Genomic DNA, 13057 nt, shown 5'->3' with positions numbered 1-13057 from the left:
GGCACATCGTCGTAAACGAACTGGCCGCGCAGCGTTCCGGCATAGGTCACTGCGGTGAGCAGCAGGGTCACGCCCAGCAGCCATCGCCCGCTGCGTTTTGCCTCGATGTCGTTCCGCGATTCCCCGCCAGTCGCCGTGGTCGGATTCACATTCTTCCTGGAAGCTCCGACTTGCCGATATCCACAAACTGCTGCGGTTTGAGGACCGGCGTTATCGTAAACCATCTTCCCGCAGCCGCCGACGCCCTCGAATCGCGACTGGGTCGCAGTCCCGATCCCGATCTGGCCGTGGAGGGAAGGCGGTCCCACCGGCCCCTATACAATGGAGTGCCGCAGCGGACCATGAGCGCTCCACCGCGCTATCGCATGGACCCACATCCGATCCCCTCGAGTCTGTTCCCGCCACCTGGTTCCGGGCCGTCTGCCGCCGTGTCTGGCCCGCGGGCCTTCCTGGTTGTGGCGCTGGTCTTGACCACGCTGGCCTACATCGGCGCCGCCCGGTTCGGCTTCGTGTACGACGACGTTACCCAGATCCAGCAGAACCCGCGCATCCAGTCCTGGCAGAACGTACCTTCGTATTTCACCACCCACGTTTGGGGACAACTGCGCAATGTCCTGGGCAATTACTACCGCCCCTTGTTTCTTCTTTGGCTGCGTTTGAATCACGCCCTCTTCGGCCTCAATGCACTGGGCTGGCACCTGAGCACCATCGTCCTGCATCTGGCGGCCACCACCATGGTGTGGTGGTTGGCCAGGAAGGTCAGCGGGGATGCCTGGTTGGCAGTGTTCGCAGCCTTTCTCTTCGGATTACATCCCGTGCATGTCGAAGCCGTCACCTGGATCTCGGGAGGAACCGAGCCGCTGCTGGCGCTCGCCCTGATGGGAGCCTTCCTTTGCTACCTGCACGCCGCCGGCGCCGGCCGGACTGCCTGGTGCTGGCGCACGGCCTCGGTCGTCCTCTTCGTGCTGGCGCTCCTGGCCAAGGAGACGGCCGTGGTCTTCCCTTTGCTGATCCTCCTTCATGCCTGGCTTCCCCCTTCCGCGGCCGGGACGGCGCCTGCTTTCGGCGCCCGCTTGCGAGCCGCACTGTGGGCTTCGCTTCCCTTCTGGATTCTCGTGGTTGCGTACCTGCCCGTTCGAATGTTTGCCCTGCACGGTTTCTCGCACGGTCTTACTCCTCTATCGCTCCCGACACTTGTGTTCACCTTGCCCTCCGTGCTTTTTCTCTATCTGCGTCTGCTCATGGTTCCGGTCGGCCTCAGCCTCTTCTACGACCTCCCGCTGGTCACCCATCCCGGATTCCGCAGCTTCGTTCTGCCCCTGTTGGCTTCGGTTGGCATCGCCGCACTTCTGTGGGTCGGGTGGCGACGCTGGCGCTCTCAGGCTTTTGCGGTTGGTCTGCTGTGGCTCGTGCTGCCGCTGCTACCGCTGCTGAACCTGGCAATGCTTCCGGAATGGGAAACGGTGCACGACCGCTACCTGTACTTGCCTTCCGTGGGATTCTCGATCCTGATCGCCCTCGCGCTCCGCAGCCTGCCGCCCGGAAGTCGCCGGCTCTTCGGACAGCCCGCGGCGCAACTGGGCTCCGTGCTCGCGATTGCGCTTCTGCTGGGCGGCGCGACCGCCCGCCAGACTGCTTTCTGGGCCAGCGACCTGCTGCTGTTTTCCCGTGCGGTAGAAATCGCCCCCGGCAACGTGCGTGCCCGCGTTTTCCTGGCCAATGCGCTGCTCAACCGTGGTGACGCCGAGCTCGGAATCCGCCTCCATCGGCAGCTCCTCGAACGCTTTCCCGATCTCTGGTATTCCAACGCCAGCCTGGGGATCGCGTACTACGGCATCGGAAAGTACGAAGACGCCGACCGCCATCTCAGCCGCGCTATCCGCACCGATCCTGCTGCCGACAGCAGCCTCTTCCTTTATCTTGGTCTCACCCGCATGGCGGAAGGAGATTTGTCGCAGGCACAGGCGGCCATCGAGCACGCCATTGGCATGGACCCCGGTGCGCCCGAGTATCGACTCTGGTTGGGTGAGGTAATGGAACGGCGGGGCGACTTTGCGCGCGCCCTAGAACTGTATCGTAGCGAAGCTGCACTGCAGCCCGCTAACCCTGAGCCTCGCGAGCGCGCCCAGCGCCTGGCGCAACGCCTGCCGGATCGGAATCCTTCGGCAAGCCCTGCGGAGAAAGAACCGTGAAACCAACATCTGAGGCGGCCCTCGCACCCCAGTCCTCCGCAACCGGCCCTCGGCTCCTGCTTGCGCTCGCGCTTCTCCTCACCGCCCTGGCGTACATCGCCACGCTGGGCTTCCAGTTTGTGAATGACGACGGTTCGCAGATCGTCCTTAACCGGCGCCTCGAGTCCTGGAGCTACGTCCCTTCGTATTTCCAGGAACATGTGTGGGCGCACATGCAGGGACGTCGCGAAGGCAACTACTACCGGCCGGTGTTCCTGCTCTGGCTGCTGGTCAACCGCACCCTGTTCGGTCTGAACCCCATGGCCTGGCACGCCAGTTCCCTCGTGCTCCATCTGGCCGTCACCCTGATGGTGGGGCGGCTGGCGCTCGCCATCAGCCGGGACGCATGGCTGGCTGCGTTCGCCGCCTTGATTTTCGGCCTCCATCCCGTCCATATCGAAGCCGTGGCCTGGGTGTCGAGTGCCAGCGATCCCCTGGCCGCTCTGTTCGCCTGCTCTGCTTTTCTGTTCTGGCTGTGCGCCCGGCAGGAGGCTCGGCGGCCCCTGTGGCCCGTTCTTTCCCTGCTCTCCTACGCGCTGGCGCTGCTCACCAAGGAGAGCGTCATCGTTCTGCCGCTCATGATTGCGCTCTATGCATGGATGACCGACTCTTCGCCGGGAACGGTGGTCCGGGCGCTCCGTCAGTCGCTTCCCTATTGGCTGCTCACGCTCTTGTATCTGCCGGTGCGTTTTCTCGCTCTGGGCAAGCTAGGCAATGCCGTCACTCCCGTTACCTGGGAGACGGTGCTCTGGACCCTGCCTTCGGTCGTCTGGTTCTACGCCCGGAAGCTGCTCCTGCCGGTCGGTCTCAGTGCCTTCTACGACAGCCCGTTCGTCACTTCGCCGGGCTTTGCCAGCTTTGTGCTGCCGCTGCTGGCTCTGCTTGCCCTGGCTGCCGTGGCCGCGCTGTGCTGGCGACGGTGGCCATCGCCGGCGCTTGCCGCCGGCCTTGTCTGGCTACTCCCCATCCTGCCGGTGCTGAACCTGCCCGCCTTCCGCTTCACCCAGATGGTCGGGGACCGTTATCTCTACCTGCCTTCGGTTGGCTTTGTCATGCTGGTCGCGCTGGCGGTCCGCCGCATCCGCCTGGGACGCAGGTTGCGCTTCGGGCTGCCCGCCGGACAGGTCGCGATCCTGCTCCTGCTGCTTGTGCTGCTGGGTGCAGGCACGGCCGCCCAAGCTCCTCATTGGGCCACCAATCTGTTGCTCTACTCGCGGGGAGTCGAAATCGCTCCGCAGAACGTGTTGGCGCGCGCCTTCCTGGCCAATGAGCTCCTTGACCGCGGCCAGACCGAACTGGCCATCTCCCTCTACCGCGAGATTCTGGCCGTCGATCCCAACTACTGGTGGGGCAATTTCAGTCTGGGCATCACCTACTATCGCCTCGGGGACTTCGCCCAGGCCGAGCGCCTGCTGAGCCGCGCCATCCAGGCCGATCCCCGCAACAGCATGCAGTTCCTTTATCTTGGGCTGGTGCGCCGCAGCCAGGGCGACCTGCCGCAGGCGCAAGCAGCCATGGAATATGCCATTCGCCTGGACCCCGACGTTGCCGGCTATCACACGATACTCGCGGAAGTTTTGGAACAGCGCGGCGACCTCGAAGGAGCGCTGCGGCTTTACCGCGAGGAAGCCGCGCTCTTTCCGCGGGATCCGGATGCAGCCGAACGCGTCCGCCAGGCTGAGGCCCGCCTGCACCAGAGCCGTCAGAAACACACCGATACCTTGGAGAACAAGCCATGAAGCAGACCTTCCAGCGTCTTGCCACGTTCGTCGGCAGTCTGGTCCTTGTATATCTCATCGTGGTGGTCGCCATTCTCGGCTACCGCAAGTACCAGGAGCGCATTCCTGGGCGCGTCGTCCTTGAGGTCCATCTGGACACGCAGATGGTGGAATACGTGCCCGACGATCCCGTCGCCCGGGCCATGCTGCGTGATCGCGTCGTCGTGCGCGACGTAGTAGACGCCCTCGACCGCGCCTCGAACGACGACCGCGTCGTCGGCCTTGTCGCCTGGATCGAAGCGTTCCCGCTGTCCATGGCGCAGGCCCAGGAGGTGCGCGACGCCATTGAGCGCTTCCGCGCCAAAAAGAAATTCGCCATCGCCTATTCCGAGACCTTCGGCGAATTCGGTCCCGCCAACCAGGCCTACTACCTCGCCACCGCCTGCGACGAGATCTGGCTGCAGCCCTCCGGCGATCTCGGTCTCACCGGCTACATGGCCGAGCCCATGTTCCTGGCCGGCGCCTTTGAGAAGCTCGGCGCCCGCTTCCACGGCGACCAGCGCTACGAATACAAGAACGCCCTCAACACCTATACCGAGAAGAAGTTCACGCCCGCCCACCGCGAATCCCTCGGCAAGGTGGTCGAGACCTGGTTCAACCAACTGGTGCGCGGCATCGCCCAGGGACGCCGCTTGAGCGAGCCCGACGTCCGCTCGCTCATCGACCGTGGCCCGTTCCTCGGTTCGGAAGCCGTCGCCGCCAAGCTGGTGGATGGCGTCGCCTACCGCGACGAAGTCCTCGCCAAGGTGAAACAGCGCGCCGGCGAGAGCACACCCTTCCTCTTCCTGGATAAGTACCTGGAACGCGCCGGCCGCCCGCACCAGGAAGGCAAGACCATCGCTCTCATCTACGGCGTGGGTGAGGTCCAGCGCGGCGAAAACAGCTACGACCCCATCTTCGGCGATATCAGGATGGGTTCAGACACCGTGGCCGCGGCCTTCCGCGCCGCGGTCGCGGACAAGGACGTCAAGGCCATCCTCTTCCGCGTGGATAGCCCCGGCGGCTCTTACGTCGCCTCCGACACCATCTGGCGCGAAGTCGTCCGCGCCCGCCAGGCGGGCAAGCCCGTCATCGTCAGCATGGGATTCCTGGCCGGCTCCGGTGGCTACTTTGTGGCCATGCCCGCAGACAAGATCGTGGCTCAGCCTGGCACCGTCACCGCTTCCATCGGCGTGCTCGCCGGCAAGCTGCTCACCTCCGGCTTCTGGGAAAAGACCGGCATCTCCTGGGATGAACTGCACTTCGGCCAGAACGCCACCATGTGGACCGGCACCCACGACTACTCGCCCACGGAGTGGGCGCGTTTCCAGGCCGCCCTCGACCGCATCTACGACGACTTCACCAGCAAGGTCGCCGACGGTCGCAAGATGCCGAAGGACGAAGTGCTGAAAATCGCTCGCGGACGCATCTGGTCGGGCGAGGACGCCAAGGCGCTGGGCCTGGTGGACGAGCTCGGCGGCTTCCCCAAAGCGCTCGAGCTGGCCAAGAAGGCCGCCAACATCCCCGAAAGCGAGGAGGTCAAGCTCAAGCTCTTCCCGGAAAGGAAGCCATTCTTGCAGCGCTTGCTTGAGAAGCAACCGGACTCCAGCGAACGCACAGCCGTCCAGGTACTCGAAGCGTTGCAGCCCGTCCTGCGCCAGCTCCGCGCCCTCACCGGCGCCAACCAAGGCGTGCTCGCGATGCCCGACTCCGCTACCCAGCCGTGAACGGCATGCCCGAAGGTGCCCCATGTCTGCGCCGCCTTTCGGCGCAGACGTGGGAAGATACCTCAACGATTCACTGACTCACTCGACTGGCCGCTTATCCACACTGCCCCATCTTTTCGTAAAATATCCCCGTAGGACTACGTTTACCGTCGCACTATGTCCGCCATCGAAATTCAGGGACTTGCCAAGACCTACACCGTCGGCTTCTTGCGCAAGAAAGAAAAGGTCGCGCTCAAGCCGCTCGAGCTGGCTGTCGAGCCGGGTGAGGTGTTCGGCTATCTCGGCCCCAACGGCGCCGGCAAGACCACTACGCTGAAGCTGCTGATGGGGATCATCTTCCCCACCGCCGGCTCCGCCCGCATCCTGGGCATGGCCCATGACGATCCGCGCGTGAAGGCCCGCATCGGATTTCTTCCCGAGCAACCCTACTTCTACGACCAACTCACCGCCTCCGAGCTGCTCGACTACTACGGCCACCTCTCCGGCATGGACGCCCTCACGCGCCGCCGTCGCGCTGCGGAACTGCTGGAGCGTGTCGGCCTGGCCGGCGCTCGCGATACCGCGCTGCGCAAGTTTTCCAAGGGCATGTTGCAGCGCGTGGGAATCGCCCAGGCCATCCTGCACGATCCCGAAGTCGTTTTCCTCGACGAGCCCATGAGCGGCCTCGATCCGGTCGGCCGCCGCGAGGTCCGCGACCTTATCCGCGCCCTCAAGGACGAAGGCAAGACCGTCTTCTTCTCCACTCACATCCTCTCCGACGCCGAAGCCCTCTGCGACCGCGTCGCCGTGCTACACCTCGGTGAGCTTCGTGCCGTCGGCGCCGTCGCTTCCCTCACCGCCGCCGGCCGCGGCAAGGTCGAGGTCCTCTGGCAAGGCCCGTCTGCGCTGGATGCCGTCCGCGCTCTCGGTGCCGAGTGCCGCGTCACCGGCGACACCATCGCCGCCGTCCTCGCCGAAGAAAAACTGGACGCCTGCATCGACCTCCTTCGCCGCGACACCTGCCGCCTCATCTCGGTGACGCCGGTGCGCGCCACCCTCGAGGACTACTTCGTCCAACAGATCGCCCCGCGTGCGGAGGTTTCCGCGCCATGACCTCCCGCATCGCCACCATCGCCTTCAATACCTTCCGCGAGGCCGTGCGCGACCGCGTCCTCTACAACCTCATCTTCTTCGCCCTGCTGCTCACGGCTGCGTCGGTGCTCGTCGGCCAGGTTTCCATCGACATCGGCCGCCAGGTGGTCATCAATCTTGGTCTCACTTCGGTTTCCCTGTTCGGCATCCTCATCGCCATCTTCATCGGCATCGGCCTGGTCTGGAAAGAAATGGAGAAGCGCACGCTCTACACCTTGCTGGCCCGCCCCGTGCGCCGCTGGGAGTTCGTCCTGGGCAAGTTCACCGGGCTGGTCGGCACGCTGATCGTCAACGCTTCCATCATGGCCGTGGGCGTCTTCGCCGCCCTCTACTACGTGGCCGGCAAGTTCGAGCCTGGCGACAAATGGATCTTTGTCGCCCTTTACTTCATCGTGCTTCAATTCATCGTCATCACCGCGCTGGCTCTTTTGTTCTCCACCTTCTCGTCGCCGCTGCTTTCTGCGGTGATGGCCTTCGCGCTCTTCGTCATTGGAACCTTCGCGGAAGACCTGCGCGCCTTCGCCCAGATGAGCGAAGGCGTTTCCCGCTGGGCCACCACCGCCGCCGCCTATCTCGTTCCCAACTTCGCTTCCATGAACGTGATTGCCAGCGTCGCTCACCAGCAGCCCGTCGCCGGGGCGCTCATCCTGCACAACACGCTCTACGCCCTGCTCTATGCCACCGGCGCCCTGAGCGCCGCCGTTCTCATCTTCGAGCATCGCAATCTGAAATGACCGAGCGCCGCCAGATCACCCGCATCTTCGCCCTGCTGCTGGTGGCTTGCGCCGTCGGCTGGTCGCTCGAGCTTCGCACCCTCGACACCTTGCGCACTGGCGCCACCCTGGAGGAAGTCCTCTACATCTCTTCCCCTTCCGTCCTCCGCCGCATGAGCCTCGGCTACACCGGCCTGCTCGCCGATCTGTACTGGACGAGGACGGTGCAATACTTCGGCAGGAAGCACGTGGAGCGGGCGAAGCGGTACGACCTGCTGCCCAAGCTGCTGGATATCACCACCGGACTCGACCCACACCTGGTGGTGGCCTACAAGTACGGATCCATTTTCCTGGCGCAGCAGCCGCCGGAAGGCGCGGGCATGCCGGACTATGCGGTGCAATTCGTCGAGAAGGGCATCCGCGACAATCCGGACGACTGGCAGCTCTACTACCACCTGGGTTTCATTCACTACATCGAGCGCAATGACTACGTGGCCGCGAGCCAGGCCTTCCTGCGTGGGGCGGAGGTGCCGGGCGCGCATCCCTGGCTGCGCATTATCGGCGCGGCCATGGCGCAGCACGGCGGGGACCTCGAGACCGCCCGTCGCATGTGGATCTATATCTACGAGAGCACCGACGACAAGTTCATCCGCTCCAACGCCGCCAAGCGCTTGCGCGCGCTGGAGGTGGACCAGGTGGTGTCCCAACTCGAAGCCGCCATCCAGCATTACCGCGAGCGCACCGGAGAGCTTCCCTCGAGTTGGCAGGACATGATCACCGCCGGCCTCCTGCGCGGCGTCCCGCGTGATCCCACGGGCGCGCCTTACAAGCTCATGGCTGACGGCCGCGTCGAGGTCGCCCGGCCCGACGACCTGCCCTTCATCCGCCGCGGCCTGCCCAAGGGCAAGGAGGCGGAATTCTTACAGATCGTGAAGGAAGACGAAGAAAAAGAGGAGAGGAAGAAGTAAGGCCGCCAAAGCGGCTCGGTCGCTCTCGCTCGGAATGACAGGAGTATCTTGTTGTAAGGCCGCCCATGCCCAGCAAGCCCCACCTCATGATCTTCGCCGTGCTGCTCACCCTCCCTCTCTCCGCCCAAGTCGACGTCTCCGCTCTCGCCCGTTCCGTGGACGAGCGCTACAACCGCCTGCAATCGCTTTCGGCTGAGTTCACCGAGATCTACCGCGGCCAGGGGATGGCGCGCACCGAGAGCGGCACCATGTGGCTGAAGCGTCCCGGCAGAATGCGCTGGGAGTATCGGACGCCGCGCGAGAAGCTGTTCGTCACCGACGGCAAGACGGCTTACTTCTATCTTCCGGACGAGCGCCAGGTGCGCCGCGCTCCAGTCAAGAAGCTCGACGATCTGCGCTCCCCGCTGCGCTATCTCCTGGGCAAGTCGAAACTGCTGAAGGAATTTCCCGACCTCGCGCCTTCTCCGGACCTCAAGCCGCTGGAGCCCGCCAACACGGTATTGCGCGGCGCTCCCGAGCACCTAGCCGACCGCGTCCAGCAGGTGTGGCTGGAGATCGCGCCCGACTCGCGCATCACCCGCATCGTCATCGAGGAAGTGGACGGCTCGACCACCGAGTTCCGCTTTCGCTACCTGACGGAAAATCAACTCCGCGACGACGCCCAGTTCCGCTTCACGCCTCCGGCCGGGACCGAGGTGATTGAGACGGAAGCGTTCGAACCGTAAGCCCATGCGCCGATTTCTGATCGCGGCATTGATTGTGGGCGTGCTGGCACTGGTGTATTTCAAGCCCTGGGTGCGAACACCTGCGCCGGCGCCATCGCCTGCGCCCGCCATGCGGACGTTCGAAGTGCCTTCCTGGGGGAATGGCGCTCCCAACGTGCTGATTGACCTGCCGGCCGACGCGAGGACGGAGCACCAGCGCGGGCCGGATTTCGATGTGACCTATTTCACCCTGCCTTCGGGCGGGCGCCTGGGCATTTATGCGGGGCACCATCCGAATCCGGCGCATCCGGCGAATGCGCAGTCTCTCAAAGGGGTCATCGGCGGCCAGCCGGTGACCTGGTTCTGTTGGCAAGCCACGGCCAACGAAGCCGGCAAGTACACTTGCGAGACCGTGGTCGAGGGACTGTTCCGGAGCCCCGCGCCGCCCGCGCCCCAGACTCCTTCGCCACCGTCCGCTTCCGGCGTGGAGTCGCTGACGCTGCACATATGGGCTGCGGGAAGCGGGGCGGACGTGGAGCAGTTGTGCGGGTATGCGGCGAAATTGAAGTTGAAGCCGCCGGCCGTCGGCTCCTGACTGCCCGGTTTGCGCCTGGCCGCCCCGCGCGCCGCCGGTGATAGACTGGCGCTGCTACATGGCCGAGTTTCTCATCAAGATGGCCGACGAGCACGGCCGCCTGCTGGAGCAGGTGGAAGACGCGCATTCGGAAGCGGAGGCGCGCGAGCGTTTCTCCCGCCAGGGTTTTCTGGTCTACTCGGTGCGGCCACGCAGCCTGCTGGCCGGGGGCGAGGTCCACTTGCCCCAGCGCCGCCGGATCAGGCTGGACGACTTTGTCATCTTCAACCAGCAGTTCGTCACCTTGATCCGCGCCGGGCTGCCCATCCTGACCGCGCTCGATCTGCTGAAGGCCCGGCAGCGCAACCCCTATTTCCGCGGCCTGCTGGAGGACGTGCGCGACCGGGTACGCAGCGGCGAGCTGCTTTCCGAAGCCTTCGCTGCGCAGAAGGCTTTCCCCAGGCTCTATACCACCACGCTGCTGGCGGGCGAGAAGAGCGGCAACCTGGAAGAAGTGATGAACCGCTATATCGTCTTCCAGCGTACGGCCAGCTCGGTGCGCAAGAAGCTGCTGGCCTCGCTGGTCTATCCGGCGCTGCTGATCACGCTGGTGATCGTCATGCTGATCTTCCTGGTCACCTACGTGGTGCCGGAGTTCGCCAAGCTGTTCGAGTCGCTGAAGGCGCAGCTTCCCCCGCTCACCTTGTTCATGCTGAAGGTGGGCGTGACCTTGCGCGAACACATCCTGCTGGTGACCGGCAGCGTGCTGGGAATCGCGCTGCTCATCCGGCGCTGGCAGCGCAGCCCGGCGGGCGCGGAGCGGCTGGATCGCGTGCGGCTGGCGACACCGGTGCTGGGAGAGATCTGGCTGAAGTACCAGATCGCCATGTTTGCGCGCATGATGTCCACGCTGCTGGCCGGTGGATTGCCGCTGGTGCCGGCGTTGGAAACCGCCGGAGCGTCGCTGGAGAGCAAATATTTGTCGCGAGGGGTGATACAGGCCGCCCATCGGGTGCGTGAAGGCCAGCCGCTCTCCAAGAGCCTGGAGGAGACGGGCTCGTTCCCCGATCTTTCGGTGGAGATGATCGAAGTGGGCGAGTCCACCGGCGCGCTGCCCGCCATGCTGAATTCCGTGGCCGAGTTCTACGAAGAGGACGTGCAGACGGCGCTGACGGCGCTGATGTCGCTGATCGAGCCCGCCATCCTGATTTTCATGGGCCTGGTCGTGGCCTTCGTGCTGCTCTCGCTCTACCTGCCCATCTTCACACTGGGCGCGGGCGGCGTAGCGGCAAGGTGAGCCATGTGGTTTATGTGGTTGTGTGGTCATGCATGATTCTGGCTGAATGCTGCGTGCTGATTGCTGACTGCCGATTGAGTTAAGCTGAAAGACATGGCCAACGAAACCAACCCGGCGGGGGGACGACGGGCGCCGTTGTTCGTGAACGGCGGCAACGGCGGCCGCGCGCCCGCGGCCAGCCAGGCCGACGAAGAAGCGCGCGCGCACGATCTGGCCGAACGCTATCGCTCGGAGTACGTGGACCTCAAGCACTTTCGCATCCAGCACGACCTGTTTCGCTCCATCCCCGTGGACCTGATGTTCCGCTACAACTTCGTGCCGCTGGAGGTGACCGAAGACGGGCGGCTGGCCATCGCCATCGACGATCCCAGCAAGCTGATGATGATCGACGAGATCGGGCTGCTGCTGGGCAAGCGCATCCTCACCAAGGTGGCGACCCTTTCGCAGATCAGCGACCTGCTGAAGAAGACCGAGCAGTCGCAGCGCGTACTGGAAGAAGCCAGCGAAGGCTTTACCCTGGACGTCATCCGCGAGGACGAGCTGGCGGACGAGACCATCTCCATCGAGAAGCTGACCGCCGAGGGCGACATCAGCCCCATCATCCGGCTGGTGGACACGACGATTTTCACCGCGCTGCAGCGGCGCGCTTCGGACATCCATATCGAGACGCGCGACGACTCGGTGGCCATCAAGTACCGCATTGACGGGGTGCTGCAGCCCGCCATGTCGCCCATCGCCCGCGACCATCACTCGACCATCATTTCGCGTATCAAGGTGATGAGCGAGCTGGATATCGCCGAGCGCCGCGTGCCCCAGGACGGCCGCTTCCGCGTGCGCTACAGCAACCGCTCCATCGACTTCCGCGTCTCCATCATGCCCTCCATCCACGGCGAAGACGCGGTGCTGCGCGTGCTGGATAAAGAGAGCATGAGCGAGAAGTTCCGCAAGCTCACGCTCGACGTGGTGGGCTTCAGCGATGAAGACCTGAAGAAATTCCGCCGCTACATCAGCGAGCCCTACGGCATGGTGTTAGTGACCGGGCCAACCGGTTCCGGTAAGACCACGACGCTCTACGCCGCGCTGAATGAGATCAAGACGGACGAAGACAAGATCGTAACCATCGAGGATCCGGTGGAGTACCAGATCCGCGGGGTCACACAGATCCCGGTAAACGAGAAGAAAGGGCTGACGTTCGCGCGCGGGCTGCGCTCCATCCTGCGGCACGACCCGGACAAGATCATGGTGGGCGAGATCCGCGACACGGAAACGGCACAGATCGCCATCCAATCCGCCCTGACCGGGCACCTGGTGTTCACCACCGTCCACGCCAACAACGTGGTGGATGTGATCGGGCGGTTCCTGAACATGGGAGTGGAGGCGTACAACTTCGTGTCGTCGCTGAACTGCATCCTGGCGCAGCGGCTGGTGCGGGTGATCTGCGAGAACTGCAAGCGGCGGGTGGAATACGACGCGGACGCGCTGGAGGCCAGCGGACTGATCCCCGCCGAATGGGCGACGATGCCGTTTCACGAGGGCGCAGGGTGCATCGAGTGCGCAGGGACTGGCTTCCGCGGGCGCACCGCCATCCATGAACTGCTGGAGCTGAGCGACAACATCCGCGAGATGATCCTGGCCAAGAAGCCCACCTCGGAGATCCGCCGCGAAGCCAAGAAGGAAGGCATGCACTTCCTGCGCGAGTCGGCGCTGGCCAAAGTGAAGGCGGGCATCACCACCCTGCGGGAAATCAACAAAGTCACGTTCATTGAGACGACGCGGTAGGGACGGGTTTCAGGTCCTGGCCTCCCGGGTGCGCGTTTCGGATACAATCGGCGGCGAAGCGGTCGATGGAGTGACCGCGGCACAGGACTATGAGCGGTGAAGGCAAGGCGCGGGCGCGGCCCAAGGTGGCGTGTGAAGTCGCCGCCAACCGGGTGATTGCGGCGCGCGCGGCGCAA

At 64.4% G+C, this 13057-nt stretch carries 11 protein-coding genes; 10 read left to right on the top strand and 1 reads right to left on the bottom strand.

What is annotated here, in order from left to right:
- Positions 1–341: 341 nt before the first annotated feature.
- From VLE48_04800 to VLE48_04755, 10 genes are all read left to right on the top strand, one after another.
- A complete protein-coding gene (locus VLE48_04800) occupies positions 342–2192 on the top strand; it encodes a tetratricopeptide repeat protein (protein HSA92308.1) in 1851 nt (616 codons plus the stop codon).
- Positions 2189–3970 (top strand): tetratricopeptide repeat protein, encoded by a 1782-nt coding sequence (locus VLE48_04795; GenBank protein ID HSA92307.1) that lies wholly within the window; start codon positions 2189–2191, stop codon positions 3968–3970. Before VLE48_04800 ends, VLE48_04795 begins: the two co-directional genes overlap by 4 nt.
- Complete coding sequence (gene sppA, locus VLE48_04790) at positions 3967–5715, top strand: signal peptide peptidase SppA (GenBank protein ID HSA92306.1); 1749 nt, start codon at positions 3967–3969, stop codon at positions 5713–5715. Before VLE48_04795 ends, sppA begins: the two co-directional genes overlap by 4 nt.
- 156 nt (positions 5716–5871) lie before the next feature.
- Entirely contained in the window at positions 5872–6807 is a 936-nt protein-coding gene (locus tag VLE48_04785) for an ABC transporter ATP-binding protein (GenBank protein HSA92305.1), read from the top strand.
- Positions 6804–7580, top strand: a complete 777-nt coding sequence (locus VLE48_04780; protein HSA92304.1) for an ABC transporter permease — start codon at positions 6804–6806, stop codon at positions 7578–7580. The genes VLE48_04785 and VLE48_04780 overlap by 4 nt, the downstream gene beginning before the upstream one ends.
- Entirely contained in the window at positions 7577–8527 is a 951-nt protein-coding gene (locus VLE48_04775; GenBank protein HSA92303.1) for a hypothetical protein, read from the top strand. Before VLE48_04780 ends, VLE48_04775 begins: the two co-directional genes overlap by 4 nt.
- Before the next feature lie 65 nt (positions 8528–8592).
- Positions 8593–9252 carry an outer membrane lipoprotein chaperone LolA gene (gene lolA / locus VLE48_04770; GenBank protein ID HSA92302.1) on the top strand — a complete coding sequence of 220 codons (660 nt, stop codon included), beginning with the start codon at positions 8593–8595 and terminating at the stop codon, positions 9250–9252.
- Between the two features lie 4 nt (positions 9253–9256).
- Positions 9257–9826: a hypothetical protein gene (locus VLE48_04765; GenBank protein ID HSA92301.1), complete on the top strand. Its 570-nt coding sequence runs from the start codon at positions 9257–9259 to the stop codon at positions 9824–9826.
- A 58-nt stretch (positions 9827–9884) separates the two neighbouring features.
- Positions 9885–11102, top strand: a complete 1218-nt coding sequence (locus VLE48_04760; protein ID HSA92300.1) for a type II secretion system F family protein — start codon at positions 9885–9887, stop codon at positions 11100–11102.
- 93 nt (positions 11103–11195) lie between these two features.
- Positions 11196–12881 (top strand): GspE/PulE family protein, encoded by a 1686-nt coding sequence (locus VLE48_04755; protein ID HSA92299.1) that lies wholly within the window; start codon positions 11196–11198, stop codon positions 12879–12881.
- Here VLE48_04755 and VLE48_04750 read toward each other — a convergent pair.
- A partial coding sequence (locus VLE48_04750; protein ID HSA92298.1) for a hypothetical protein occupies positions 12862–13057 on the bottom strand: 196 nt, incomplete at its 5' end. The two genes, VLE48_04755 and VLE48_04750, sit on opposite strands and share 20 nt — an antisense overlap.

Source organism: Terriglobales bacterium (assembly GCA_035454605.1).
Lineage (GTDB): Bacteria > Acidobacteriota > Terriglobia > Terriglobales > Acidobacteriaceae > DATMAB01.
Note: the sequence above shows the minus strand (reverse complement) of the source record. Positions and strands in the feature narration are given on the sequence as shown.

Excerpts from the sequence above, each read along its gene's own strand:
- VLE48_04800 (HSA92308.1), top strand. The coding sequence starts at position 342 with ATGAGCGCTCCACCGCGCTATCGCATGGACCCACATCCGATCCCCTCG.
- sppA (HSA92306.1), top strand. The coding sequence starts at position 3,967 with ATGAAGCAGACCTTCCAGCGTCTTGCCACGTTCGTCGGCAGTCTGGTC.
- VLE48_04785 (HSA92305.1), top strand. The coding sequence starts at position 5,872 with ATGTCCGCCATCGAAATTCAGGGACTTGCCAAGACCTACACCGTCGGC.
- VLE48_04780 (HSA92304.1), top strand. The coding sequence starts at position 6,804 with ATGACCTCCCGCATCGCCACCATCGCCTTCAATACCTTCCGCGAGGCC.
- VLE48_04775 (HSA92303.1), top strand. The coding sequence starts at position 7,577 with ATGACCGAGCGCCGCCAGATCACCCGCATCTTCGCCCTGCTGCTGGTG.
- lolA (HSA92302.1), top strand. The coding sequence starts at position 8,593 with ATGCCCAGCAAGCCCCACCTCATGATCTTCGCCGTGCTGCTCACCCTC.
- VLE48_04765 (HSA92301.1), top strand. The coding sequence starts at position 9,257 with ATGCGCCGATTTCTGATCGCGGCATTGATTGTGGGCGTGCTGGCACTG.
- VLE48_04760 (HSA92300.1), top strand. The coding sequence starts at position 9,885 with ATGGCCGAGTTTCTCATCAAGATGGCCGACGAGCACGGCCGCCTGCTG.
- VLE48_04755 (HSA92299.1), top strand. The coding sequence starts at position 11,196 with ATGGCCAACGAAACCAACCCGGCGGGGGGACGACGGGCGCCGTTGTTC.